The organism is Syntrophorhabdaceae bacterium (assembly GCA_036504895.1).
In the GTDB taxonomy this organism is placed as follows: domain Bacteria; phylum Desulfobacterota; class Syntrophorhabdia; order Syntrophorhabdales; family Syntrophorhabdaceae; genus PNOM01.
On sequence record DASXUJ010000001.1, the window covers coordinates 39,516 to 65,547 of the forward strand.

The window sequence follows — 26,032 nt, forward strand, 5'->3', positions numbered from 1 at the left end:
CGCCGGTACATCTGTCCTGAGACACCCCATTCCTCACTTCTGCCACAGGATCTGAGCAGCTTCGAGAGGGACCGCCGCCCCCGGATGATTCGGTATGACCCTTACGGTGAAGTCCGTCGCCGGGCGCGTGGCAGGCCCTGCGGCAACATAGATGAAATGTCCTGCTTCGGCGGGACGGTCGGAGCGTCTCGCTTCCAGTCGCAGGGCTTCCCCGCCATTTACCCCTTCGGCGTATAGCTCCACGCGGACGTGATCCGGGTCGATCTCGCCCAGGCAAATGGGGGCCTCAAATATGTGCTGCCCGTCATGTGTTTCGACTTCCACGGAGCCGAATCCGAGACCGGGCCAGCTCCTCTCCAGGCCATGCTTCCATTTTACGATATGAGCGCCCCCTTCCCCGTTATCGGAGGCCCGTTCCTTAAACGCGGCTGCGGCAGGCAGGTAATAGTCTTCTGTGTACTCACGCATTGCGCGGTTTGCGGAAAAGGCCGGGGTGAGCCGGGACATACTCTCCCGCATCCGCGCTACCCAGCCAGGGGGGATGCCCAGCTCATCACGGGTATAGAACTCGGGGATTATCTCCTGCTCCAGAAGAGTGTAAAGCGCGTCGGCGTCCCTGGCGTCCCAGGCCGGGTCGTTGCCATGCTCCTGACCGTCGCCTATTGCCCATCCACTCTTGGGGGTGTAGGCTTCCGCCCACCATCCGTCCAGCTCCGACAAGTTGATGCCGCCGTTGACAAGTACCTTCATGCCGCTCGTCCCGCACGCCTCCCAGGGCCGCCGTGGAGTATTGATCCAGACGTCCACGCCCTGGACGAGGCTTCTCGTCAGGAGCATGTCGTAATCGCCGAGGAACATTACGTGCCCCATGGCTTCGTGCCGTTGGATGAAACGGATCCATTCCGTGATCATCTCCTGGCCTGCCCTGTCCTCGGGATGGGCCTTACCGGCAATGATCAGCTGCACCGGGCGATCCGGGTTGGTAAGGATGCCAATCAGCCGGTCGGGGTCGTGAAGGAGCAGGTTCGGGCGTTTGTAGGTCGCAAACCGGCGCGCGAACCCCAGAGTGAGCACGTCCGTAGAGAACGTCAGCTTCGCCGCTTCGATTTCCTCTGCCGATGCCCCTGAAACCGCCAGTTGGCGGGAAAGGCGTTCCCGAACGAATTCGACGAGGGTCTGACGAAGTGACGCGCGGCACTCCCAGAGTGTGGAATCGGGGACCGCGCGCATACTCTGTTCCATATTTTTGAGCGTGCCGAGCCAGCCGTCTTCCCCGCACGTCGCGGTCCACAGCGCATCGGCTTCCTCAGCGCTCCACGTGGGCATGTGAACCCCGTTGGTAACGTGTCCCACGGGTATTTCCTCCTCGGGCCACCGAGGGAACAGGGGCTGGAAGATCCGGCGGCTCACCTCGCCGTGGAGGCGGCTCACGCCGTTCACCGCGCCGCTGCCGCGCATGGCAAGATAGGCCATGTTGAAAGGCTCGGAAGCATCGTTCGGGTCACCGCGGCCGAGGGCCAGCAGATCGGGCAGAGAGATACCCAGCATGTCCCGGGCATAGGCGCCGAAGTACTGTTCCATCAGCGCCGGGGAAAAGCTATCGAAACCCGCGGCCACGGGCGTATGGGTGGTAAAAAGGTTGCCCGCCCTGGTCACGGCAAGGGCGACCTCGAATGGCCGGCCTGTCTCCGCCATCCAACACCTGGCCCGCTCCAATACGGCAAACGCCGCATGGCCTTCGTTCAGGTGACATACTTCGGGTTTGATGGCGAGTGCCTCAAGAAGCCGCCAGCCGGCGAGGCCGAGGAGTATCTCCTGTTTCAGGCGCACCTCCTGTCCGCCCCCATAGAGCTCGCTCGTGATCCCCCTGTGGACCGGCACATTGGCAGGGTCGTTACTGTCCATAAGGTAAAGCGTAACCCTGCCCACCTGGACCTGCCAGACACGGACCCATACCGGGTAGCCCGGTAAGGGGACCTCGAGACGGAGCCACTCGCCGTTTTGGTCATGGACGGCCGTAATGGGGAGCTGCCCCGGATCATTATAGGGGAAGAGGGCCTGCTGCCTCCCATCTCTGTCGATTACCTGCCGGAAATAGCCCTGCTGGTAGAGGAGGCCCACCCCGATGACCGGGATGCCGAGGTCGCTCGCAGCTTTCAGCTGATCGCCCGCCACATTGCCCAAGCCCCCCGAGTAAATGGGAAGGGCTTCGCTCACCATGAATTCCATGCTGAAATAGGCGATGCCCGTCAGGGGAGATCCGGTATGGTTCTCCTGGAACCAGCCCTGCTCCGCGGCTCCACGGCGTTTCGCCTGGACGAGGTCGTCAAGCTTCCGGCGTATTGCCGGGTCGGCGAGGGTGGTCCGGATCCGATCTTTCGAGACGGTCTCAAGGAGGACAAGGGGATTATACGTGAGATCCCATAGGGCGGGATCGAGCTGCCTCCATATTTCATCGGCAGCGTGGTTCCACGACCAGCGCATATCGAGGGCAAGCTCCAAAAGAGCGTCTGCCCCTTCAATATCGCCGGGAACAAATGAACACAGGGGAGAGGCGAGTCGTTTCTGCTCTTCATCCATACCATACTCCTTGTGGGTTCGATGGCTCCACTTCATCATCCGCGAGGTCGGGTCAGGGTCTTTTCCAGGGGCTCCGTGGCCCGTGAACATTACCGGTGTTTCCGGCCTGCTTTGACGAGAGCGGCAACGTCGTGATCAACCAGGTTACCGATCCGCTCGATCGTGATGTCTGCCGGTGGATGGCGCGACGTCATTTCGGGATCGAGGGCATAGCGTCCCTGGCGCACAAAAACCGTGGTGAGCCGGTTCGCCCAGATATGCTTCATCGCCGCGAGGATGCGAAGCTTATCATCGAGCATCACGTAATGCCGGGCGGGATAAAGCCGCTCGACCGTGTCCAGCATCTCTTCCTTGTGAATGAAGATCAGCACCCGCCCCTCCACTGCTTCCCACAGTCCCGACCGTTGTACTTTTCGCGGTTGGAATACGACATCGCCATCACTCAGGATGACCGCCTGACCGAAGGGGTTCACGTGCTCGATGGCATCGAAAGAGCCAGGGTACAGACGGTTCGCAAAAGGATAATCCACGAGGTAGCAGGAAAATATGAGAAGCCGCGGATCATCCCGGTCTTCCAGGCGGTAGCGCTGCAAGGCCCCCAGATAATCTGCATATCCCCCTTTCGCGCGTATCTCTTCGAGGATCGCAAAATATCTGTCACGGGCCCTGGCGCCAAACTCATTCTCAATATGATCGCGAATATCCGTTTCTATCCTGTCGTTGTCAAGAAGCGTATTATCCACGTCGAAGAGAAATACGACTTGTGTCATAGACCCTTTTCACCCCATGGCCATGCAATTGACGACCTGACACAGTAGCAATATAAGTATGGGCTATGCGAGCCGCAAATGGCGAAACCGGGTCGGTTAAGGCCGGGAGCCGTCCCTGCTTCCCGCAAAATGTTTGTAGAATAGCTGTTTGACTCCCTCCACCGCAAACAGATAAGCCAGGACCATGACGGTAAGGAGAAGAAAGAAGAGAGGGGGAGGCGCCACAAAGCCGAGGTAAGCCGCAGCCGGGGTCAGCGGTATCAGGACGGCAGTTCCCAGTACAACGAAGCAACCGATTGCGAGCCATTGGTTGGGGCGGCTTTTCAGGGGGTTCCTCCTGGTTCTGATTATGAAGATCACCAGCACCTGCGTGGCCATTGATTCGATAAACCAGCCGGTATGAAAAAGCGCTTCACCCGCGTGGAAGATCTTGAGCATGATGTAAAAGGTGAGAAAATCGAAAACAGAGCTGACAGGGCCTACGATGAGCATGAAGTTGCGGATGAGCTTCATATCCCACTGGCGCGGTCGAACCAGATACTCTTCGTCGACGGTGTCGAGGGGGATAGGGATCTCGGAGACGTCGTAGAGGAGGTTATTGAGGAGTATCTGCACCGGAAGCATGGGAAGGAAAGGAAGGAAAATGGATGCCCCGGCCATGCTGAACATGTTGCCAAAATTTGAGCTGGTTCCCATCATAATGTATTTCATGATGTTGCCGAACGTCCGGCGCCCCTCGAGCACCCCTTCGGCGATCACGTTCAGATCACGCTCCAACATGATCATGTCGGCGGCGTCCTTTGCCACATCCACGGCGGTGTCAACGGAAAAGCCGATATCCGCGGAATGAAGGGAGGGCGCGTCGTTTATGCCGTCCCCGAGGTAGCCCACCACCCGGCCGCGTTGTTTCAGCGCGAGGATAACCCTGTTCTTCTGGACCGGGCTCACCCGGCAGAAGAGGTTCACATCGTCAACCCGCGCCGCCAGGGCGTGATCGTCCATCTGATGAATCTCGTCGCCCGTGAGCACCTTCGCCTCCGGGAGACCGAGTTGTCCCACGAGATGGCGCGTGACGAGATCATTGTCGCCGGTGACGATCTTCACTGCAATCCCGCTTGATATAAGCCGTGCAAGGGCTTCTTTGGCGCTCGCCTTCGGCGGGTCAAGGAAGGCGGCGAAGCCGGTAAAGATCAACGCCGTCTCGTCACTCACCACCGCGTGAGGGTGGTCGACAGGCATAGGGTGCCACGCGATGCCGAGGACCCGAAAACCATCCCGCCCCAGGCCCTCATAGAGACCCTTTATGGCCGTTCTTTGTCGGTCATCCAAGGGCAAAAGGTCATTCTCCGTCTCTCCCTCATACCGGGTAGAGAGGCGAAGGATGTCCTCCGGCGCCCCTTTGACCAGGAGCACCCTGGCGCCGTCCTTTTCAAGCAGGACCGAGATGCGCCGTCTCTCGAAGTCGAAGGGCACCTCGTCGATCTTCTGCCAGCCTCCCGTATCAACCTCCCGGTGTTCGAGGATTGCGTCATCCAGGGGGCTTTTTATCCCTGTCTCAAAAAAACTGTTCAGGTAGGCCAGTTTCAGGACGCGATCGCTTCCCATTCCGAGACCGTTCACATGCCGTTCGAGGTGAATGCGGGCCTCGGTGAGAGTGCCGGTCTTGTCCGTGCAGAGGACGTCCATGCTTCCGAGGTTCTGAATTGCGGAGAGCCGCTTGACGATCACCTTTTTTTTCGCCATGCGCAAAGCGCCTTTTGAAAGGGTTACGGACACCACCATGGGTAGCAATTCAGGGGTGAGGCCGACGGCGAGGGCCACGGCAAAAAGGAAAGACTCCAGCCAGGGCCGATGAAAAACAGTGTTGATGAGCAGGACAAACAGGACAAGGAGGATTGTGAGGCGCATGATCAGCATCCCGAAGCGGTGGGTGCCTTCTTCAAAGGCCCCGGCGGGGGGCTTTGCCGCGAGTGTATCGGCAATCTCACCGAATGCCGTATTAGAGCCTGTTCGGCACGTGAGGACCCTGGCCGAGCCGCTGATCACGGAGGTGCCCATGAGTACGGCATTGCCCGCAGAGAGGAGGTTTTCTTCCCCGGGTAGGTCGGCCGGCCCCTTTTCCACGGGATAGGCTTCCCCTGTAAGAAGGGCCTGATTCAGGAAAAAGTCGTCTGCTTCAAGAATCCGACCGTCGCACGGCACCAGGTCGCCCGCAGCCAGTATTACCACGTCGCCGGGCACAAGGTCTTCAAGGGAGATCTCGAGAGCCTCTCCGTCCCTGAGAGCGTGGACCTTCACTGCTACCGATTTCTTCAGCCTTTCGGCAGCTTCCCCGGCCCGGTGCTCCTGAACGAAATCCAGGGTTACGCTGATGAGGACTATGACACTGATGATCGCGAAGCCGACGAAATCGCCCGTGAGGGCCAAAACAGCGCTCGCGATGAGGAGAATGATCACGAGGGGGTTACGGAACCGGGTCAGATACTGGAGAAAGAGCCCGGCCTTCTTTTCGGCGTGAACTTTGTTCGGCCCGAACCGGGCGAGGCGTAAAGCCGCTTCCCCTGAGGTCAGGCCGGAAGGGCTGGAACCGGTCTCGCCAAGGAGGGTCGCAATCGGGAGCCGCCAGAACGCAGTCTGCTCGTCAGATGGAGAGACCATCGTATAGGGATTAGCGCGGCCCGACCATTGCGCGGGACGCACTGCGGTTCAGGGCAAGGATAAGGATTTCGATCAGCCGATAGGCGGCCCGGGAAGAGGACCTCACGGTTTCAGCTTGTCCATGAAGAACTTTATAAGGTCGATGGGAAGAGGGAACACGATGGTGGAATTCTTCTCCGTCGATATTTCGATGAGTGTCTGCAGATAGCGGAGCTGAAGGGCCATGGGGTTCTTCGAAAGTATATCGGAGGCCTCGGAAAGCTTCGTGGATGCCTGGAATTCACCTTCGGCGGCGATGACCTTCGCCCTTCTCTCCCGTTCGGCCTCGGCCTGCCGCGAGATCGCCCGCTGCATCTCCTGGGGCAGGTCGACGTTCTTTACCTCCACGTTCGAGACCTTTATCCCCCATGCTTCGGTGTGGGTGTCCAGTATCTCCTGGAGCCTCTCGTTTATCTTCTCCCGTCGGGAGAGGAGCTCGTCCAGCTCGGCCTGACCGAGCACGCTCCTCAAGGTGGTCTGGGCGAGCTGGGTCGCCGCGTAAAGGTAGTTTTCCACGTCGATGATCGCTTTCAGAGAGTCTATAACCCTGAAAAAGACGACGGCATTCACCTTGATCGTCACATTGTCCCGGGTAATGACATCCTGGGGAGGGATATCGAGCACCACGGTCCGGAGGCTCACCTTGACCATCCTGTCGACTATGGGGATAAGAATAATGAGCCCCGGCCCCTTCGGGACCCCGAGCACCCGTCCTAATCTGAAGATGACGCCGCGCTCGTACTCTTTCAGGATCTTTATTGCACTGGCGAAAAAAAATACGATTACCACTACTACAAAAAGATATACGGGTATCATTTGCGACCCCCCTTTATCCTAACGGGAATGCCTTCTCTCCCGGCTGCAATTGAGTGAACTGGGACAGCATCTTTCGCAGCTCATCCCCCTGGACGACTTCGTTTTGCGAAAGGAGAGCGGCCAGTTCATGGAGGATCTTTTCGCGCTCCTTCAGTATCTTCTGCACCCTTAAGTGGGCTTCATCGACTACCCGGGAGATCTCCTGATCGATCTCGGTCGCCCTTGTTTCGCTATAGGTCTTTCCCGCGTTATAGCCTGCCGGAGGGAACATGGCCTGGCGGGCAGGCTCGTAGGTGACGAGGCCAAGGCGGTCGCTCATGCCGTATTCCACCACCATGGACCTCGCGATCTCCGTGGCGCGCTGAAGGTCGTTCTGGGCACCGGTGGATATCTCGCCGAAGATCACCTCTTCCGCCACCCTCCCGCCCAGGAGCACGGCCAGACGGTCGAGAAGCTCCGCGCGGGTCAGCAGGTAACGGTCCTCCGTGGGCTGTTGCTGGGTATAGCCGAGGGCTGCAATACCCCGGGGAATAATCGATATCTTATGCACAGGGTCGGCATGTTCCACCGATTCCGCGACGATCGCATGGCCGGATTCGTGAAAGGCCACAATCTCCTTCTCCTTGGGGTTCATGACCCGGTTTTTCTTCTCCAGCCCTCCCATGAGCCGGTCCACGGCCTCATCGAACTCTTTGAGTCCTACTGCGTCCTTATTTTTCCGGGCGGCCAGCAGGGCTGCTTCGTTGACGAGGTTGGCCAGGTCGGCCCCCACAAAACCGGGGGTGAGGGCGGCGATCCTCCTGAGATCCACTTCCGGGCCCATGGTGACGCCCCGCGAATGGATGCGCAGGATCGCTTCCCGGCCGTTTATGTCGGGGCGGTCAACCAGGACCTGCCGGTCGAATCTCCCGGGTCTCAGGAGCGCCGGATCGAGGATCTCGGGCCTGTTGGTGGCGGCCATGATAATGACCCCTTTGTTCGATTCAAAACCGTCCATCTCCACCAGGAGCTGGTTGAGCGTCTGCTCCCGCTCGTCGTTTCCGCCGAAGACATTCACTCCCCGGGCCTTACCCAGGGCGTCGAGCTCGTCGATGAAAATAATGCAGGGCGCCTGGCCGGTCGCCTGAGAGAAAAGATCGCGGACCCGGCTTGCCCCCACGCCCACGAACATCTCCACAAACTCCGAGCCGCTTATGCTGAAGAAAGGCACCTTTGCCTCCCCTGCAACCGCCTTTGCGAGAAGGGTCTTTCCCGTACCCGGCGGGCCGACCAGGAGTACCCCTTTAGGGATCCTCCCTCCCAGTTTCTGGAACTTTTCCGGACTTTGTAAAAACTCCACCACTTCCTGAAGCTCTTCTTTGGCCTCGTCGATTCCCGCCACATCAGTGAAGGTGACCTTGGTCTCGCTCTCGGCGAAGAGCTTGGCCTTGCTCTTGCCGAAAGACATCACTCCCATCCCTGGTCCCATCTTTTTCATCGCATATCGCCAGATGAGGAGCATGATGGCAATGGGGAGAATCCAGGAGAGGATGCCGCTCAGCAATTTGCTGTCATACCGCCCCTGGTACCCGATCTTACGCTCGTCAAGCTCCTTCACGAGGCCGGGGTCGTCGACCCTGACCGTGCTGAATGTCTTGGACGCCTTCTGGTCCTTCCCTTTTATGGTGCCCGTGATCTGTTCGGGGCCGATGGTCAGTCCGCTTACCGTGCCCTCGGCCAGACCCTGCTTGAATTGACCGTAGGGGATCGTCTCCACCTTCGGGGCAAAGAGATATTGCTGCAAATAGGTAATAAGGAACATGGCAATGAGAAAATACCAGATGCTGAAATGGGTCTTGCGGGGCATCCCTTTTTTGTTTTGAGGGTCCCCGGAGCTGAAGACGGAGCGCAGCTTAGCCTTCAATTCGTCCGTTTTACTCTGTTTCTCATCAGACGGCATATCCCCTCCCGCGGCTATCCCGGCACAGCACAAAGCCCTTCGACCGTCATGGCTCCACGTTTTTGGACCGGGTTCGAAGTAGCTTCCATTCGTATTTCCCTTTCACCTTTGGCGGTTGGAATCCGAGGTCTGCGCATGATCCCGCCGATTACCGGGTGACCGACAAGCTCTCTCCGGACCATCGACCGTCCGCAAAGCCGTCTTCCCGGCATCGGCGCATAAGGGATGCCTTAGCATAATAATAAGCCTCGTAACCCCGGAAGTAAAGGTGGCGCACGCATAAACAGGGTAAAGGGGATGGCCCTGAATTCAAGGTTACCTTTGATCGGGGGATGAGATCGACTGACTGCTTGGGTGGAGGCGAGGGAGAGGGGTCTGCCCCTCCTCCTGATTCTTTCTATATACTTTTGCTCTCCACCCAGACGTAAACCCCCGTCCTGGGAGGATCGAGCCGGTAGTGCCTCCGCAGGGAATCAATCTTCCGGGGGTTCAGGACTATCCCTTTACTGATGAGCAGAAGGCCGGTCCCACTTTTTACATCCCTGGATGTTATCATCTCCGGCATGAGGTCCTCGGGATGAAATTCCGATTCCATTGCCCGATCTTTGAATGTGTCCGCCCGGGTGATCTCTCTTGCGCTTTCCCGAAAGAAAGACAGGATCTCCGGGTCGAAATGGGTTCCGGAAAAAGACCGCATCTCCTCAAGTGCCTTCCCGGGTGTGCGAGTGAGGAGTAGTCTGTCATATCTGTCGGCGATGGCAATGATCCGGGAGCCGAGTGGTATGGCATCCCCTTTCAGGCCGTCGGGAAACCCTCTCCCATCAAACGCCTCATGATGGTGTCGGATCAGGAAGCCGGATTCTCTTAAAATCTCATTGGAGGTGAGCGCCGTCTGTCCCCGTACGGGATGGGTTTTATATTCTTCCCACTCATAAGGGGCCATCTCTTCCACATCCTTGAAGAGCACCGAGTCCGAGATGCCGATCTTGCCGATATCGTGAAGTTGGGCAGACACCGCCACCGTTTCCGTGTCCCCGTCGTCGAGCCCCATTTTCCGTGCCAAACCATGGGAGAACATGGCGACGTCATTCGAGTGGCTGGCCATCGATTTATCCCTGAGCTCAATAAGATTGGATATGGTAATGGTGAAATCTTTGAAGCCGCTCTTCATTTTCTTATAGAGCAACTCGTACTCCTGGTTCTGCCGGGTCAGCTCGATCGTCTGCTGCTGGACATACATCTCAAGCTCTTCATTCCACGCCTTCAGGTCATGTTTTTCCATAAATATGCGCCCCACCATTCCTTAATTGACGTCTTCCACGAAATGAATGCCTGTATATACCCTGTTTCTTCCCCAGCGAAATGATCTTATCTCCACACCGCGCGACACTGCAACGATCCCCGCGCCGTGGCCGTGTGCCCTCCCCCTCCGGGAGTGTCTTCCAGGACGACCTCACCTTCATAATTTCCCCATGACATTATCGGCAGAAAATGGATTTGTATAAAGACAACCCGGGCTTATCCTAAGGGAAATAGGCGGTAGAGCAATTGTCCCGTGTACAGGGCTAACCCCCGTGCTTTTTTCGACGTAATCGAAATTCACCGTAACTTTAAAATAGGTATTTTCATTATTGATACTTTCTTCTTTCTGCGTTATTCATATCCATATACCCTGAAACGATTCCGATCAGCTTTCCAATACGGTCCAAGGAGGGAAAAATGGCGGCGAGAAGTGGCATGAAAATGGTCCATCACACATCAGCAATAAAGGTATATGCAAGCAGAACCGATCTGATAAGGGACGGCTTGAAGGGCGCAACCGTTAGTAAAGGCAGCCTTCAGATCGATAATGTGGATGCCTTCAGGGACGCCTTGCCCACGCTGGCAGCCAATGCGGCCGATTTCGGCGGCAGAAGCGCTCCGCCGGACGTGCAGTCATTATCGAGATGGATAATAGTCGAGGCAGCGCAGCAGCTGAACGTGAAGCTGGCTTCACCACAGGAAGCGTACGTGGCGATTGCCGAAGGCCGGCTAGACAGAGAAATGTCCTTTCCCGCTGTTAATATTCGCGCAGGGTCATTAGATACGGCGAGGGCCCTACTCGGGGCTGCCAGGGATAATAAAGTCGGAGCAGTCATCGCCGAGATCGCCCGTTCGGAAATGGGCTACACGAACCAAAGCCCCGCGGAATATGCGGCAGTCCTTCAAGCCGCGGCAATGCTCGAAGGTTTTGAAGGCCCCCTGTTCCTCCAGGGCGACCACGTGCAGTTAAAGGCCGGTCCGGTAAGAGAAGGCGGAGCACCGGCAACCAAGGAAATAAATGCCCATAGAAGCCTTATTCACGATTTACTGGCCGCAGGTTTCGGGTCTATCGATCTCGACATGTCGCCCTTCGAGCGAAGGACCGAAGAACACCTCTCTTTTGAAGAGCAGCAGGCGGAAAATGCGAGATTAACCGCCGAAAAGATCGCCGACGTGAGAGCGCTTGAAAAAGAGTTGGGAATCCCCTGGACCGTGTTGCTGGGTGGGGAGACCGGTGAAGTCGGGAAGATGAATACGAGGAAGGAAGACCTCGAAGCCTACGGGGAAGGCATTATCGCGAACATGAAACGCCTTGGAATCGACCCCTCCTTGGGTATCCGCAAGATAGCCGTAAATGATGGCACCGCCCACGGAGGCACGCCGTTGCCGGACGGATCGGTGGCAGACGTTTCCATAGCCTTCGAAATACTGAAGATGGCAACCGAATTCGGCAGGAAATATGGGTGGGCCGGCTCGGTTCAGCACGGGGCATCGACATTACCGAATAATGCCTTCAGTCTCTTTCCCAAGAACAAAGCCGTGGAGGTACACCTCGCCACCGGCTTTCAGAATATCTGCTTCGATAACGGACTCTACAAGGTAAAGGGCGTCCAGTGCGAGATAGAGCAGTTTCTGGCCGACAAGTTCAGAGGAGACTGGAAAGCGGGAAAGACCTTCGCCCAATTCGCCTACAGCACGCGCAAACAGGCAGTAGGGCCTTTCAAATGGCTGACATGGACCATGCCGGAAGAGGTGAGGGCAAAAGTGGCAGAGGACCTCTACGACCAGTTCGCCTTTCTTTTCCATCAGTTAGGGGTAATAGACACAAAAGACCTGATCGCGAAGCATACGACAATGCGCGAATTCCATCACCCCTTTCCGGAAGAGACAGGCGCCGCCTCTACTGCAGCGGCTCAGGAAGATACGAGCGGTATGGCAGACTAGGGTTTTCTGACTTCCCGCCCGGCGCTTAAGTGCTTCCCGGGAAAAAATACCGGCTTCGGGGTCCCCGGATCGCGGGGGCCGAAGCCGGCTGGTAATCTTGTGGTGCCATTTTATGCCATGGCAGCCCGATGCGGCGATTCGAGCCAGGTAACGCCCGCCTTCTTCTCCCAGTCGGTCTCGAATTTATCCGCAAAAAACCAGTGGAGTTTCTCGAAAAGCCTCTTCCAACCCGACTGATAATCGAGTCTTAACAGGTCTTCGAGAAAGGGTACTATCTCCTCAAGTTTTTCTTTCGGGAGATACGCCCTGGCTTTCAATTCTATTGAACGTTTCAATGATTCAGGCGATAAGGCATGCGCGGTAAGCATGGCAACCTTAAAATCCCGTTTTACCGCAATCTCAAGAAGATCGAATCCTCTCACGCCCATGATGTCAAGCACGACTACGTCATATTTATTGGATTCAAGCAATATGCGTGCATCCTCGAAATTAGTCGCTTTGTCCATCTTTACATCCCGGCAGGTATCCATGATCAGGTCTTCCAGAGTACTCAAGATATCCGGTTCATCATCTACGGCCAGGATTGTTTTGCCGTTTAAAATGGAATTATCCAATTTGTCCCTCCCTATGGTTAAACTTTACTATTTTGTTTTCAGCCTCTGAGCGCGATATTCGGTTAAGCCGAGTGTCCCGTAATAGAGAGCAGCTATTTGTACACGCCGCAGCCGACAAAGTAATCAGCGCCTTCGACTTTTTGTACCCAGGTAGCCTTGGCTCCTATCTTTTTGGTCGTAGGATTGGTCCAGGAATAGACGACCCAACCGCTCCCTTTTGTTTTTGCAACTTCGATAAATTCTTTCATGAACGCTTTGCCGGTCGAATCCTTAAGTCCCAGGTGATTCTGTCCGACGAGCTTCGGATTTCCTCCCTGTGCCAGGCAGTCACCGTTCCAGTTGTTGGCGAATATGTATAATTCGCCTTTGGTAAACTGGCCGCTGGGATTGTTAAATTCCGCAAGCGCCTTATCTTTGCCCTGAGTCTTCGCGAATATGGCCGCTTTCTCCGCCAAAGCCTTCGCCTCTTCCTGCGATGCAGCCGCCCCCATTGAAACCACACAAAACATCGCCATCAGTACCAGTACGCACGTCCGCAAACTAATTGTTCTCATGTTCCCCCCTGATTAGTTTTTTTTGGTGATTTAAATGGATGATCCGGTCTTAAAGTTCTTATCGGAAAAAAAAGTTTCCCTTAAGACAAAATTTTATTTAATTTCTAATTATTGCATTTGCGAGATTGACGAGTCGCCGCCGCATAAGGCGGGAGAATTATTTCTAAGAAACAAATGTTATCGAATGTGAATTCCCTATCTTTGATAGATTATTTTCGCGATGAGTTTAACCAGAGGGATGGACCTCGAACCCCTAAATAAAGCACATAATTCAAAATTCAAGGTCCGACCCTTAGTATTCTTCGTTCCCTCAATTCAAAACGTGAATTGCCTCCTTCAACCTCTTTGATTCGACATCTCGATTATGGACGCCCTAATCTACCCTTCTGCAAAGCTTCAGTGCTCCGGAACGAAAAGGGGAATACATAAGAATCAGGCCTTGAATATTGAAAAAAAGTAAAGGTCTGATTCTTTAGGTTTTTCCCCTTCCGAATTAACCCCTCCGATACGCGCTAGGACCAAAGTCCTAGTGATAATCCTGCAATGGCTGCTCATATTACGGGATAAGAGTTGCAGACGTGATCCCTAAGGATAGAAGGAAGCATTGCAAGTTGTCTTACATCTCCGGCATACACGCAACCCATCAAAAGGAGTAACGTGGACGATTTTGTGCATGAAGAAGAACTGGAACGCGACTTTTTGCATGGAAAAAATGGGGAAAGACGAGGAACCAGTGATGGCGGACAGAGCTGTTTTTGCAAATTTTTGTCCATTACGCCGGGAGAAGGAGATTACCGCCAACGATTTCGGCAAGTCATCTGATTTTTATAAGTCAGTCAAGCGGGGAAAGGAGCAACCATGAAAAAGAATAAAAGTTACTTGATTCTGTTGGTATTTGCCTGTATCACGACCCTGGTTGTGCCCCCCTGTTCGTACTCCCAGGAGACTCAGCCGTCAAAAGTATTCAAGGCCGAAGAGCTTGAACAGATCCTGGCCCCCATTGCCCTTTACCCGGATTCCCTTCTTACCCAGGTACTGATGGCGTCCACATATCCACTTGAGATCGTCCAGGCTGATCGGTGGGCAAAGCAGAATAAAAGTGTGAAAGGCGACTCTTTGGCAAAAGGCCTTGAAGCTCAGCCCTGGGATCCGAGTGTCAAGTCCCTGGTGAACTTTCCCGAAGTCCTGTCTATGATGAGCGACAAAATCGACTGGACGCAGAAATTGGGCGATGCATTCCTCGCGCAGGAGAAGGATGTTATGGGAACCGTCCAGACACTTCGGGCAAAGGCGCAGTCGGCGGGCAATCTGAAAACGACCAAAGAGCACGTCGTCAAAGTGGAGCAAGAGACCATCATTATAGAACCTGCAAGCCCACAGGTTATCTATGTACCCACCTATAACCCGACCGTGGTGTATGGCGCATGGCCATACCCGGCCTATCCGCCGGCTCCTGTCTATCCCCCGGGATATGTGGCCACCACGGCCGCCTTTTCCTTTATGGCCGGCGCTGCCGTAGGCGCGGCATGGGGTTACGCGTGGGGTAACGCCAACTGGCACGGAGGCGATGTTAATGTCAATGTCAATCAAAATAGCAGTCTCAACAACAACATTAACCGCAGCAAGTATGCGAGCCAATACCAGGGGAAAGGCCAGGCCGGCCAGGGACAATGGAAGCATGATGCCGGCCACCGGAAAGGCGTTGCCTATCGCGACCAGGCCACGGCAGGAAAATACAACCGGGCCGGGTCGGCGCAAGGCATACAGAGCCGGGAAGCCTATCGAGGGAAGACCGGCCGCGGCGCAGGAGGCACATCCCCACAGCCGGCCGGTGCCGGCGCCCGACCGGGAACCATGGACCGTGGGGGACAGGCTTCGGGCCGTGGCGGAAGCCCGGGTCCTTCGACGATGCAGAGTGGAGGAAGGCAGAGCGCCTTCGGTGGCATGGATAGGGGCAGCACCACAAGAATGGACAGCAGTCGCGGGCAGGCAAGCCGTCAAAGCAGGTCTTCCCCACAAACCATGCAGCGAGGCGGTGCCGGCGGTGGGGCACGTGGCGGCGGCGGCGGTGGCGGCGGCCGAAGAAGATAAGGAGGGAAGACTATGAACTCACCTATGCATAGAGAAAAGTGGATACCGGCCTTTGCGTGCCGCATTGTTGTTGCCCTATCGATTGCACTGTTGGCTCTACCCTTGCAGGGTCACGCAGCACAAGCCGGACAAAAGACTTTTGCTTCCCCCGAAGAAGCGGTGAAGGCTTTGATCGGTGCAGTCAAGGCGGACAATCTCAAAGGGCTGAACGCTATTTTTGGCCCCGCGGGGAAAGAAGTCCTCGGTTCCGGCGACGCGGTGCAGGACAAGGCAGCGATGGAGCGGTTCCTTAACGCATACGAGGTGAAGAATGCCCTGGTGAGAGATGGCGACGCGAAAACTGTCCTTCAGGTAGGCGTCGAAGAGTGGCCCTTTCCCATTCCAATCGTGAAAAAAGGCAAGAGGTGGTTCTTTGACACGAAGAAAGGCAAGGAAGAACTCATCAACCGTCGCGTGGGAAGGAACGAACTTGACACCATCCAGACCTGTCTGGCATATGTTGACGCACAAAGAGAATACGCGGTTAAAGGCCGTGAGAACGATGGCCTCCTGGAATACGCACAGAAAATTGTAAGCACGTCCGGCACGAAGGACGGCCTTTACTGGGAGGCGAAACCAGGCCAGGAGGAAAGCCCCCTTGGTGATTTTGTAGCCAGGGCAACCCGGGAAGGTTATAAGAAAACAAACAATAAACCCATCCCGTACCATGGGTATTATTTCAAAATCCTGAAGGGCCAGGGGAAAAATGCTCCGGGTGGAGCATACGACTACGTACTTAATGGAAAGATGATCGGGGGCTTCGGCTTGATCGCATACCCGGCACAATACGATGTTTCCGGCGTCATGACCTTTATCGTCAACCACGATGGTATTGTCTATCAAAAAGATTTGGGAAAAGAGACAGCAAAAATTGCCGGCGCCATCGGGCTCTTTGACCCGGACCCGGGATGGAAGAAGGTGGAAGGTGAAGATCGGTGATCAGTGAAACGTTAACGGCAGGAGGAGGAACGCGCCGAGACAGAGAAAGAGAAGAAGGCCGTCTCTGGTCTCCTGACTGTCGCCCCGGCATATAGGACCAAAGCCCTATTGATACCTCCTCTCTGTCTGTTTATGTTAGGACCAATGGCCGTCAAAGAGTATTGTAATCTAAGCGATTAGAGATGGTGAGTCAATCCCGGAGTCTTTTCCGGGCTCTTCCGGTCAGCCGATCTCGCAGCAGACATCTTTTTTGCTCCGGAGGAGTTTTTCGCAGGAAGGAGGCAAAAGGAGGATGCCTGGCGTTAAAGAAATATCCGGTCAGCCGATCGCATAAGTTTCGACTTGAGAAGGAGCTGACGAGCCGTACCTCGGGATTGTGATAAGTATGGCTTTCTGCGTGCACGAACAGGACACATGAATAATCCGTGGAGATATGAGAACGCATTCCCTGAATGACGCTTCGCCTTCGATCCGAGGTTTGAGTTTTCCTCTCGGCGCCACTATATACCCTGAAGGCGTGAACTTCAGCGTGTTTTCGAAAGGGAGTGCCGCGGTTCACCTGCTTCTTTTCGATCACGTGGATGATGCGAAACCGTCCTGCGTGATCGAACTGGACCGCCACAGAAATCGGATTTACCATTACTGGCATGTGTTTGTGCCCGGAATCACCAGGGGTCAGCACTATGCCTACAAGGTGCAGGGTCCCTATGCTCCGGAACTTGGGCTCCGTTTCGACCCGAATAAGGTCTTGCTCGACCCCTACGGGAGATATGTTGCCAGCCCGGCGGGGTATAGCCGCGATGCGGCTCGGAAACCGGGAGATAACACTGCATGGGCAATGAAGAGCGTGGTCGCCGACCTCAGCGCCTATGATTGGGAAGGAGATGTCCTATTACGCAGGCCCTTCACAAAAACGGTTCTTTACGAGGTGCACGTGGGCGGGTTCACGAGACACCCCAGCTCCGGGGTGGCGCCCGAGCTGCGTGGCACATATCGGGGACTGATCGAAAAGATCCCATACCTGAAGGATCTGGGAGTGAACGCGGTCGAACTCCTGCCCATCTTCAGCTTTGACGCGCAGGACGCCACTCCCGGTCTGGAAAATTACTGGGGATACTCACCTGTTTCCTTCTTTTCGCCCCATGGGGGCTACGGTTCCCGCAAAGATCCGGTGGGCGTGCTCGATGAGTTCCGGGACATGGTCAAGGCCCTGCACCGGGCAGGCATCGAAGTCTTGCTGGACGTGGTATACAACCATACCGCAGAGGGGGGACGTGACGGTCCGACGTTCTGCTTCAGAGGGTTTGCGAACGAAACCTACTACATCCTCGACAAAAATAAGGCTTCCTACGCCGACTACACCGGGTGCGGCAATTCTCTGAACGCAAATGAGTCCGTCTGCCGGAGGATGATCGTCGATAGCCTTCGCTATTGGGTTCAGCAGATGCACGTGGATGGCTTCCGGTTTGACCTGGCGTCGATCCTATCGCGCGACAGGGACGGCCGCCCCATGGCGTCTCCCCCGGTCCTCTGGGATATCGAGTCCGATCCGGTGCTTGCCAACGCCAAGCTGATCGCGGAAGCGTGGGATGCTGCAGGCCTCTACCAGGTTGGCAGTTTCATCGGCGACAGTTGGAAGGAATGGAACGGCAAGTTCAGGGATGACATCCGAGCTTTTCTCAAAGGCGACAATGGAGCAGCGAGGACCGTAGCGTACCGGATCTCAGGGAGCCCGGATATTTACCGGCACGAGGAACGCGAACCGGAGCAGAGCGTCAATTTCGTCACGTGCCATGACGGTTTCACGCTTAACGACCTCGTCTCCTACAACGGTAAGCACAACGAAGCCAACAGGGAAAAGAACCGGGATGGAGCCGACCACAATCTCAGTTGGAATTGCGGCATCGAGGGCCCCACCGACAACCTGGAGATAGAGACGCTCCGAAACAGACAGGTGAAAAATTTTCTCGCCCTGACCCTCTTTTCCGTGGGAACCCCCATGCTGCTCATGGGCGACGAGATGCGGCGCACTCAGGGAGGCAACAACAACGCATACTGCCAGGACAATGAGACCAGTTGGCTTGATTGGACGCTTCTCACCAGGCATGGGGACATTCACCGCTTCTGTAAAAAGATGATCGCCCTTCGCCAGAGCCGCGAGCTCTCTGCGGAACGCCTCGTCATGACATTGAACGAACTGCTCAGCCGGCAGCCGATCCAGTGGCACGGTGTCACCCTCGATTCCCCGGATTGGAGCCCCGACTCTCACACATTAGCCGCCACAGCCGCCATCTCGGAAGGAAAGGTGCTACTCCATCTCATGGTAAACGCGTACTGGGGGCAGCTGTATTTCGAGATACCCCCCGCCGGAGTCGATTTCGGCCCCTGGCAAAAGCTTATCGATACATACCTCAACCCGCCGGACGATGTATGCGGCTGGGCTGACGCCCCCGTGGTCCGGGGGATGACCTATCCCGTGCAGTCCCGCTCCGTGGTGCTTCTCTCGAGCATGCGTCGAAACGCCGGGACCCGTTGAGCCGGAAACCCGGCCTTTTCGGGGATCTTTTGAAAGTCCTGCCGGCACTGAGGATAGTAGTACGGATGGACCCTTTCTATTCCTTTAACCCCTTTTTTTCCCTGCGGGAGAACCGAAAGTACGCCGCAACGGTCAGGAAATTGATGCACACCGCGATCACGTTCCATACCACCACCGGTCGCGAAACAATCAGCAAACCATAGTAGATCCAGAAAATCTGAAAGACACACATGATTGCCGCCATTCTCGGTTTCACTCCCATACTTGACCGACGTCTGAGCATCGCCACCAAGTCCGGTACAGCTGCAAAGGTAGTACCCAACCCCGCCAGAAAACCAAAGACCTCCGACCGGTAAAACCTGGGAACGAGCAAGCTCGCGGTATCGCGTGGAATCAGGCCCTCACAGCCATAGAGCACGACAACGCTCAGTACGATGCCGGCCAGCTTCATAATGTCCAATCGGCCCATACGCGCCTCCTCACTAAGCGGCTCTTTTCGTGTATCCTGACTGACTCGATTGTCAGGCCGCGATCTTTCCGGCATGGGGCGCTACGGGCGCGGAGAGTTGGGTATTCCCGCTCCGAACCGTCTTCATGCCGGCAGCACGCCCGAGCACGGGCATGATGGCGGTGGGTTGAGAAATTTTCAGGTTTCTTCTCTCCCTGCGCTCCTTTATCCTCCGGCCGGACTCATATTTTATTTCATGGATAACAGGGTATTTCGGCCATGGATTCATTTCTCCGCCTTGTCTGACGATTTTCCACGAACGAATGCCGCACCCTTGCCGGCCTCGAGCAACTTTTGAGGATCGAGAACACCGAAAAGCTGGATAAACTTGGCCACGAGCCCGGTCCAGCCCGTCTGGTGGCTTGCGCCGAGCCCCGCTCCGTTGTCACCATGGAAATACTCGTAAAAAAGAATGTTGTCGCGCCAGTAGGGGTCGGTCTGGAACTTCTCCGTGTCACCAAACACCGGTCGCCGGCCCTGCCCGTCCCGTAAGAAAATCCGGGCGAGCCTGTCTGCAATCTCCTTGCTCACCTCGAAAAGGTTCATCATATTGCCCGAGCCGGTCGGGCATTCTATCTTGAAGTTGTCCCCGTAGTACAAATAGAAATTGAGGAGTGCCCTGATGATCATGGCATTTACCGGCATCCAGATCGGTCCGCGCCAGTTGGAGTTGCCGCCGAACATACCCGTGTTGGACTCTGCCGGCAGGTAGTCCACCCGATACTCCCGGCCGTCTGCGTACAGGACGCAGGGGTGCTGCTCGTGGAACTTCGAGAGCGAGCGGATGCCGTAAGGGCTCAGGAACTCGCCCTCGTCGAGCATCTTCGTGAGGATCCGGCGCAAGCGTTCCGGGTTGATCAGGGCCAGGATTCCCCGCTCGGCCACCCCGTAGTGACCCGGACCGGTGGGGTGAACGGTCTCGAAGAGTTCGGGTATGCGGCGCATCCTTTTCGCGAGGTCAATCATCGTCCCCGGGATGCTCTCCCGCTGCCACTTCTCGATCACTGTCGTGGCACAGATTGGCAGGAGCCCCACCATCGAGCGCACCTTGAGCCTTATCGCGCTGCCGTCGGGAAATCTTAAGAGGTCATAGTAGAACCCGTCTTCCTCGTCCCACATGCCGTCCTCCCCGGCCCGGTTCATAGCCCTGGCGATATAGTGGAAGTGCTCGGTGAACTTCGCGACCATGTCCTCGTAGATGGGGTCGAGGGCGGCAAGCTCTATCGCGAGCTCAGCCATATTCTGGCTGAAGAGAGCCATCCACGCCGTGCCGTCTGCCTGCTCCAGGTGGCCGCCGGTGGGCAGTGGGGCACTGCGGTCGAAGACGCCGATGTTATCGAGGCCAAGGAAGCCCCCCTCGAATATGTTCTTGCCGAAACGGTCCTTGCGGTTTACCCACCAGGTGAAGTTCAAGAGCAGCTTGTTGAACGTCATCCTGAGGAAATCGAGATCCGTCTCGCCGCGCAGGGCCTGTTCGGTGCGGTGCAGGAAGAGTGTCGCAAAGGCGTGGACCGGGGGGTTCACGTCGCTGAAGTTCCACTCGTAGGCGGGCATCTGGCCGTTGGGGTGCAGGTATACGCCGTTAAGCATGAGGTTCATCTGCTCCTTGGCGAAGTCGGGATCGACGATCGAGAGGGGAAGGGTGTGGAAGGCCAGGTCCCATGCCGCGTACCAGGGATATTCCCACTTGTCGGGCATGGAGATGATGTCCTCGTTCAGCATGTGGAACCACTCCGAGTTCCGGGCGTCACGGTATCCGGAATAGAGGGGGTTGGAGTGGTGCTCGTCCAGCCAGGTGTCACCGTCGAAGAAGAAGAACTGCTTAGTCCAGAGCATGCCGGCGATGGCCTGGCGCATGACGCCGGCCGCGTCCGGAGAGACCGAGGGCGGGGTTACAGAGCGATAGAACTCGTCCGCTTCCTGCACCCTTGCCGCCACGGTCATGTCGAATTCCGGCCCGAAGGGCGCAGCAGCGCTTTTGGCAGTCTCGCCTTGCCCGGTATCTTCACGCGCGGTCAGACGGAGCCGCACCGCCGCAGATTGGCCGGATTCCACTACCATACGATAGTGGGCCGCAACCTTGGTACCCCGTTTTTCCGGATTCACCGCGCCCTGATTACCCTCTACCACGCAGTTATTGATACCGTCCTTGAGGTAGGGGCTCACGTTCTTTTGGCCCGGGAAAAGCCGCTCGTGGTTCGTCTCGTTTTCGGTAAAGAGCAGCGGCACCTCGCCTTCGCAGGAAAGGATGATTTCCCCGAGCAAGGGATGGGATCCCGCGACCGCGCTCGTCCCCACAGCTCCCCCGATCTCCTTCAGGTTTGGTTTCTCCGGGGATCTGTTGGATTCGGCGATCCATGGGGACCAATCATTACGGAACCACAGGGTCGGCAGTAAGTGCAGTTCGGCCGCTTCCGGTCCGCGGTTGACGGCCGTGATCCTGACCAGGATATCTTCCGGAGCGGCTTTGGCATACTCCACGAATACGTCGAAGTAGCGGTTACCGTTGAAGACCCCCGTATCGAGGAGCTCGTATTCAGATTCCTCCCGGCTCCGTCGCCTGTTTGTCTCCACAAGATCGTCGTAGGGGTAGGCCGACTGGGGGTACTTGTAGAGGTATTTCATGTAAGAGTGGGTGGGGGTGCTGTCCAGGTAGAAGTAGTACTCTTTCACGTCCTCGCCGTGGTTCCCTTCGCTGTTCGTAAGTCCGAAGAGGCGCTCCTTGAGGATCGGGTCCTTGCCGTTCCATAATGCAAAGGCAAAGCAGAGCCTTTGTTTGTCGTCGGAAATCCCTCCCAACCCGTCTTCGCCCCAACGGTATGCCCTGGAACGGGCCTGGTCGTGGGTAAAGAAGTTCCAGGCATCCCCGTCTTCGCTATAGTCTTCACGCACCGTGCCCCACTGTCGTTCGCTCAGGTAAGGCCCCCATTTCTTCCACCGGGCCCGGCCCTCACGGTTTTCAGTGAGTCTTTCTTTCTCGGCGTTTTTGAATGTGATTGTATTGTTCATAATGTTCTTCTTCTGTCCCTTCGCAAATTACTTTGCGGTGGTCAGTTTCCTCTCTCTACCTGCCGTGCCTTCAACTCTATAATATTAGTTAGTCACTATATGGGCGCAATACAATAAACCGGGGGCGGCAATTGTTTTATCTTCTCTCTTCCGAGCGGTGGTACCCGATAATGCTCCTGGGATACCACGGGAGGGTTCATTTGAAGCGGAGGATAGACGACAGAATCTTATTGAAATACATTGATGAGAGAATACGAAGTGTCCTTGTGTCAGCATGACCCCTTGATTTTGACTTGCGAGAACCGAAGAGGCCAGGGGCCAAGCAAGAGATTCCAATCGTTCAAAATTCAAGGGCCGACCCCTTGGGTTTTCCCTGACGACCGGCATCAGGAAAGAGAGCTTTTTTTATCTCCAGCTGTAGAGGACTCCCGCGCCCATTACCCACTGGTCCTTCGAACCTACGTTATCGACCACCGGGCTGTTGGCGGCATCTCCCAGAAGCCGCATGTAGCGGACACCGCCCGCGATGTGCCAGTTTTGGTTCAGATGATAGACGATTGCAGGAGTGGCAGAAACATCTCTGAAACCAGCGCTCGCATTATGGCGTGGGAGCCCGGAGAGGAATGCGTCGGTCACGTCCACGCCGAAGTACCTGCTCGTGTACGCACTATCGCCATAAGTACTGCTGATGCCCAAACCGACATCCCAGTTTTTGGCCATAGCCCACCATCCCCTTACGAGCCCCGTGACGAGCCAGCCATTATAGGCACCGCTCATGTCGGCGGTCCATGTCAGAGTGGTGAGGAGGCGGCATCTCGGGTTGCCTGGGTCGATAAACTCGAATCCTAGATAAGCACCGCCTTCAATGGCCGAATCGATCTTCGTCATCCTGTCAACCTGGTCATTTTCCACGTTCGATCGCTCAGGACGATAATTGAGTACCGGTCCTAAGCGGAATACAGGATGATCGACGATATTGAGGGAAAGCTCGGTGCCACGCAACAAGAGGTACTGGTTAGACCCGGGCAGCGTATACTTAAGGAACGGCGCGGCAACGCCCTTGTAGTTCTTGGATCCCAAGTAGTCGGGCGCGGCTCCCACTAAAATCCCGACAATCGTCGGGGCATTGTCAACCTCGAAGGCAGCCTGTTGGGCGCGCAAAACACCGGGAGTCAGGGCCAGTATCGCGAATAAAGACAAAAGCACAATTTTCGCTACATACTTCATAGAGTACCTCCAGTGAAATTTATTCATCTCGGGTATCCTGCCGCTGATGCCCACAACATATGTCGGTGTGGCCATCTTTTCAAGAGCCTGATCATGATTTTCTTCCTCATCACCAATTCGATCGGGGAGGGAAGTGGGGTCACCCATCAGAGGGTTTCCTGTCAGGAGATAATTCTTCCCTTCCTGCAAAAACATGACGGTTTGCAGGAGTGTAACTGTCCAGTCCTACATCTGTATTTCAACCGATATCGGACAGTGGTCGCTCGCTTCAGTATGCTGATAACTGACTGCGGGAAACCTTGGTCATGTATGCTGTTTGCAATTGCTTGACGCCCCTTGCCGGCAGTTTTTTTGTTTTCCAAGAGATAATCGCTTGTGGGGGGGAACTAGGGGGGGCGTCTCAGGCCGAGCCGGCCCCCCCGATTCGGCCGTTGTCCGTCACCCTTACAAAGGAGAGAAAATACACGATTTAGCGACAATGATAAAATTAAAGTGAAGAAACAAAGGGCGCTTGGAAAGTTGCCCCAAATCCCTTTTGAATAAGGAAATGGAGCGAACTCTTCGATGCCTGGAACAGGAAATAAAGAAAGCTCAGAAACAATTAGGCATGGAAATACAACGCGTCTGACCCTTTAGTCCTATCTTCTGAAGGGGTATTTGATTTCTTAAGATAATTAGTAAAACCCTCTGCTCTATTCTTCACAAACGCAGCCCGTAGAAAAATTGCTATCCGCTTTGAGCCATAAACTTTGAATTCTTAACGGAAATGTGAACAAATATCGGATAGCAATTCAGCCCCCGTGGGATATCCGTGGGGATGGCTCGCTCCAGCGCCTAAAACTATAACAGTCGGTATATCGATCATATTCCGATAATATCATTCCAAAAAACGATTTCAAGAGAACGAATAGGTTTTGCCAACTTTCTAATTAAAATAGGATAAATTTAGCCACAAAATCTGCGACCGAGAGGCTTTCAGAGTCAGACATTAAATCGTGAATAAAGTAGAGGTTGCGTAATTCGAGGCTTGAACCGCTAGACTTTCTGTCGGTACTATGCGGGGTGGTGCCCTCTGGATTATCAGCTCTTGAACCGGTTGAGTGTAGCTTTGGCCGGTTGACACAATATATACAATAGAATATAATCAGATATAGCTAACTATATAATAAAACCCATGGCCAGAATTGACCGCTTTGACAAAAGACTGTCCCGTCTCCCTTCAGAGGTTTTATCCAAGATCGCCAGGATCGATGAGATCAAAGGGCGCTGGATTGGCGGGCTGCAAATTAACCCTCAAACTTTGGGTCGCCTGAAGCGGTCTGTTTTGGTCACTTCCACCGGGGCTTCTACTCGCATTGAGGGCGTCAAGCTCACCGACAAGGAAATTGAAAAGTTGATGCAGGGCGTGACCACGAAGAAGTTCACCGACAGGGACTCACAGGAAGTGCAGGGATATTACGAACTGCTTCATAACGTGTTCGATCCCTGGAAGTCGATAAAATTCAGCGAAAGTACGGTGAAGCATTTTCATAACCAACTTCTCAAATATGTCGGGAAGGACCAGAGGCATCGAGGAGATTACAAGAAGATCGAGAACACTGTCGAAATGTTCGATCAAAACGGCAAAAGTATCGGTATCGTGTTTGAGCCGACCAAAGCTTTCCTTACTCCCAAGGAAATGCAGGAGCTCATGGATTGGGCCGAGCAGGCGCTCGAGGCGAAGAAATATCATCCTCTTCTCGTGATCGGCAACTTCCTGGTAGAGTTCCTCAACATCCATCCTTTTCAGGATGGCAATGGAAGAGTCTCCCGTATTCTCACCAACTTGCTTTTGCTCAAGGAAGGGTATGCCTTTATACCCTACGTGTCCCATGAAAAATTGATTGAAGATAACAAGAACAACTACTATCTTGCCCTTGTCAAAAGCCAGAAGACTTTTGGGAAAAAGACCGAGAATATCTTTCCCTGGCTCAATTTCTTCCTGGATATGTTGCTTAAACAATCCGAAATGGCTATTACGCTTCTTGAAGGCGAGGACGTGGAGAAACTGTTTTCACCAAAACAACTGGAAGTGTGGAACTATTTACAAAAGGTGCCGGAAGCAACGCCCCTTGAGATTTGCCGCGAGACAAAGATAGTGAGACCAACAGTACTCCAGGCCCTCAAGAGATTGGTCACACTCCGGAAAATCGAACGGATTGGAATGGGGAGAGGAACGAGATATAGAAAGCTGTAAGCTACATAACGCTGCCCAATAAGAATATAATCGCACATAATAGGATATAGCCATTAATATACGTTAGCGATTTATTGCCCGAAAAGAGAACGCACAGCCATCAGTTCCTGGGACGAGACAAATTCACTTCAATCTTGGTTCTTTGAGTGAGTGGATGGAGGCACGGGGAGAAAACCCTATCTGTGGCACTCTGGCTGCGCTTGTGACCTCAACGTACGAGTGTACGCCTGC

Annotated in this window: 18 protein-coding genes; 6 read left to right on the plus strand and 12 right to left on the minus strand. The window is 55.1% G+C overall.

Annotated elements, in window-relative coordinates:
* Positions 1-33: 33 nt before the first annotated feature.
* The 6 genes from glgP to VGJ94_00180 all read right to left on the minus strand — a co-directional run bounded on the left by glgP (position 34) and on the right by VGJ94_00180 (position 10,084).
* On the minus strand, positions 34-2,580 hold the full coding sequence (gene glgP, locus VGJ94_00155; protein ID HEY3275003.1) for an alpha-glucan family phosphorylase: 2,547 nt from the start codon (positions 2,578-2,580) through the stop codon (positions 34-36).
* An 89-nt stretch (positions 2,581-2,669) separates the two neighbouring features.
* Positions 2,670-3,350 carry an HAD family hydrolase gene (locus VGJ94_00160; protein ID HEY3275004.1) on the minus strand — a complete coding sequence of 227 codons (681 nt, stop codon included), beginning with the start codon at positions 3,348-3,350 and terminating at the stop codon, positions 2,670-2,672.
* A gap of 96 nt (positions 3,351-3,446) precedes the next feature.
* Positions 3,447-6,008 (minus strand): magnesium-translocating P-type ATPase, encoded by a 2,562-nt coding sequence (mgtA, locus tag VGJ94_00165; GenBank protein HEY3275005.1) that lies wholly within the window; start codon positions 6,006-6,008, stop codon positions 3,447-3,449.
* Between the two features lie 102 nt (positions 6,009-6,110).
* On the minus strand, positions 6,111-6,863 hold the full coding sequence (locus VGJ94_00170) for a slipin family protein (GenBank protein HEY3275006.1): 753 nt from the start codon (positions 6,861-6,863) through the stop codon (positions 6,111-6,113).
* 13 nt (positions 6,864-6,876) lie between these two features.
* Positions 6,877-8,802, minus strand: coding sequence for an ATP-dependent zinc metalloprotease FtsH (gene ftsH, locus VGJ94_00175; protein ID HEY3275007.1), 1,926 nt, complete (start codon positions 8,800-8,802; stop codon positions 6,877-6,879).
* 397 nt (positions 8,803-9,199) lie between these two features.
* Complete coding sequence (locus VGJ94_00180) at positions 9,200-10,084, minus strand: HD domain-containing phosphohydrolase (GenBank protein HEY3275008.1); 885 nt, start codon at positions 10,082-10,084, stop codon at positions 9,200-9,202.
* Positions 10,085-10,521: 437 nt separating this feature from the next.
* Here VGJ94_00180 and VGJ94_00185 point away from each other — a divergent pair, with 437 nt between their 5' ends.
* Complete coding sequence (locus VGJ94_00185) at positions 10,522-12,048, plus strand: class II fructose-bisphosphate aldolase (GenBank protein HEY3275009.1); 1,527 nt, start codon at positions 10,522-10,524, stop codon at positions 12,046-12,048.
* Positions 12,049-12,158: 110 nt separating this feature from the next.
* Here VGJ94_00185 and VGJ94_00190 read toward each other — a convergent pair whose 3' ends face one another.
* Both VGJ94_00190 and VGJ94_00195 read right to left on the minus strand, forming a co-directional pair.
* Positions 12,159-12,662: a response regulator gene (locus VGJ94_00190; GenBank protein ID HEY3275010.1), complete on the minus strand. Its 504-nt coding sequence runs from the start codon at positions 12,660-12,662 to the stop codon at positions 12,159-12,161.
* A gap of 92 nt (positions 12,663-12,754) precedes the next feature.
* Positions 12,755-13,216, minus strand: coding sequence for a cache domain-containing protein (locus VGJ94_00195; protein ID HEY3275011.1), 462 nt, complete (start codon positions 13,214-13,216; stop codon positions 12,755-12,757).
* 673 nt (positions 13,217-13,889) lie between these two features.
* On the opposite strand from VGJ94_00195, the gene VGJ94_00200 reads away from it, so the two are divergent.
* From VGJ94_00200 to glgX, 4 genes are all read left to right on the plus strand, one after another.
* On the plus strand, positions 13,890-14,078 hold the full coding sequence (locus VGJ94_00200) for a hypothetical protein (protein ID HEY3275012.1): 189 nt from the start codon (positions 13,890-13,892) through the stop codon (positions 14,076-14,078).
* On the plus strand, positions 14,075-15,307 hold the full coding sequence (locus tag VGJ94_00205) for a DUF3300 domain-containing protein (GenBank protein ID HEY3275013.1): 1,233 nt from the start codon (positions 14,075-14,077) through the stop codon (positions 15,305-15,307). Before VGJ94_00200 ends, VGJ94_00205 begins: the two co-directional genes overlap by 4 nt.
* Positions 15,308-15,319: 12 nt before the next feature.
* Entirely contained in the window at positions 15,320-16,285 is a 966-nt protein-coding gene (locus VGJ94_00210) for a DUF2950 domain-containing protein (GenBank protein HEY3275014.1), read from the plus strand.
* Between the two features lie 433 nt (positions 16,286-16,718).
* Complete coding sequence (gene glgX / locus VGJ94_00215) at positions 16,719-18,821, plus strand: glycogen debranching protein GlgX (protein ID HEY3275015.1); 2,103 nt, start codon at positions 16,719-16,721, stop codon at positions 18,819-18,821.
* 76 nt (positions 18,822-18,897) lie between these two features.
* On the opposite strand, the gene VGJ94_00220 is transcribed toward glgX, so the two are convergent.
* The 4 genes from VGJ94_00220 to VGJ94_00235 all read right to left on the minus strand — a co-directional run bounded on the left by VGJ94_00220 (position 18,898) and on the right by VGJ94_00235 (position 23,640).
* On the minus strand, positions 18,898-19,290 hold the full coding sequence (locus VGJ94_00220) for a SemiSWEET family transporter (protein HEY3275016.1): 393 nt from the start codon (positions 19,288-19,290) through the stop codon (positions 18,898-18,900).
* Positions 19,291-19,342: 52 nt separating this feature from the next.
* Complete coding sequence (locus tag VGJ94_00225) at positions 19,343-19,558, minus strand: hypothetical protein (protein HEY3275017.1); 216 nt, start codon at positions 19,556-19,558, stop codon at positions 19,343-19,345.
* A complete protein-coding gene (locus tag VGJ94_00230; GenBank protein HEY3275018.1) occupies positions 19,555-22,338 on the minus strand; it encodes a hypothetical protein in 2,784 nt (927 codons plus the stop codon). The genes VGJ94_00225 and VGJ94_00230 overlap by 4 nt, the downstream gene beginning before the upstream one ends.
* Before the next feature lie 405 nt (positions 22,339-22,743).
* The gene (locus VGJ94_00235; GenBank protein ID HEY3275019.1) at positions 22,744-23,640 is read right to left on the minus strand and encodes a MipA/OmpV family protein; all 897 of its coding nucleotides are present in this window, start codon (positions 23,638-23,640) and stop codon (positions 22,744-22,746) included.
* Between the two features lie 1,099 nt (positions 23,641-24,739).
* Here VGJ94_00235 and VGJ94_00240 point away from each other — a divergent pair.
* On the plus strand, positions 24,740-25,801 hold the full coding sequence (locus tag VGJ94_00240) for a Fic family protein (GenBank protein ID HEY3275020.1): 1,062 nt from the start codon (positions 24,740-24,742) through the stop codon (positions 25,799-25,801).
* Positions 25,802-26,032: the final 231 nt, after the last annotated feature.

Excerpts from the sequence above, each read along its gene's own strand:
- glgP (HEY3275003.1), bottom strand. The coding sequence starts at position 2,580 with ATGGATGAAGAGCAGAAACGACTCGCCTCTCCCCTGTGTTCATTTGTT.
- VGJ94_00160 (HEY3275004.1), bottom strand. The coding sequence starts at position 3,350 with ATGACACAAGTCGTATTTCTCTTCGACGTGGATAATACGCTTCTTGAC.
- mgtA (HEY3275005.1), bottom strand. The coding sequence starts at position 6,008 with ATGGTCTCTCCATCTGACGAGCAGACTGCGTTCTGGCGGCTCCCGATT.
- VGJ94_00170 (HEY3275006.1), bottom strand. The coding sequence starts at position 6,863 with ATGATACCCGTATATCTTTTTGTAGTAGTGGTAATCGTATTTTTTTTC.
- ftsH (HEY3275007.1), bottom strand. The coding sequence starts at position 8,802 with ATGCCGTCTGATGAGAAACAGAGTAAAACGGACGAATTGAAGGCTAAG.
- VGJ94_00180 (HEY3275008.1), bottom strand. The coding sequence starts at position 10,084 with ATGGAAAAACATGACCTGAAGGCGTGGAATGAAGAGCTTGAGATGTAT.
- VGJ94_00185 (HEY3275009.1), top strand. The coding sequence starts at position 10,522 with ATGGCGGCGAGAAGTGGCATGAAAATGGTCCATCACACATCAGCAATA.
- VGJ94_00195 (HEY3275011.1), bottom strand. The coding sequence starts at position 13,216 with ATGAGAACAATTAGTTTGCGGACGTGCGTACTGGTACTGATGGCGATG.
- VGJ94_00200 (HEY3275012.1), top strand. The coding sequence starts at position 13,890 with ATGAAGAAGAACTGGAACGCGACTTTTTGCATGGAAAAAATGGGGAAA.
- VGJ94_00205 (HEY3275013.1), top strand. The coding sequence starts at position 14,075 with ATGAAAAAGAATAAAAGTTACTTGATTCTGTTGGTATTTGCCTGTATC.
- VGJ94_00210 (HEY3275014.1), top strand. The coding sequence starts at position 15,320 with ATGAACTCACCTATGCATAGAGAAAAGTGGATACCGGCCTTTGCGTGC.
- glgX (HEY3275015.1), top strand. The coding sequence starts at position 16,719 with ATGAGAACGCATTCCCTGAATGACGCTTCGCCTTCGATCCGAGGTTTG.
- VGJ94_00220 (HEY3275016.1), bottom strand. The coding sequence starts at position 19,290 with ATGGGCCGATTGGACATTATGAAGCTGGCCGGCATCGTACTGAGCGTT.
- VGJ94_00225 (HEY3275017.1), bottom strand. The coding sequence starts at position 19,558 with ATGAATCCATGGCCGAAATACCCTGTTATCCATGAAATAAAATATGAG.
- VGJ94_00230 (HEY3275018.1), bottom strand. The coding sequence starts at position 22,338 with ATGAACAATACAATCACATTCAAAAACGCCGAGAAAGAAAGACTCACT.
- VGJ94_00235 (HEY3275019.1), bottom strand. The coding sequence starts at position 23,640 with ATGGCCACACCGACATATGTTGTGGGCATCAGCGGCAGGATACCCGAG.
- VGJ94_00240 (HEY3275020.1), top strand. The coding sequence starts at position 24,740 with ATGGCCAGAATTGACCGCTTTGACAAAAGACTGTCCCGTCTCCCTTCA.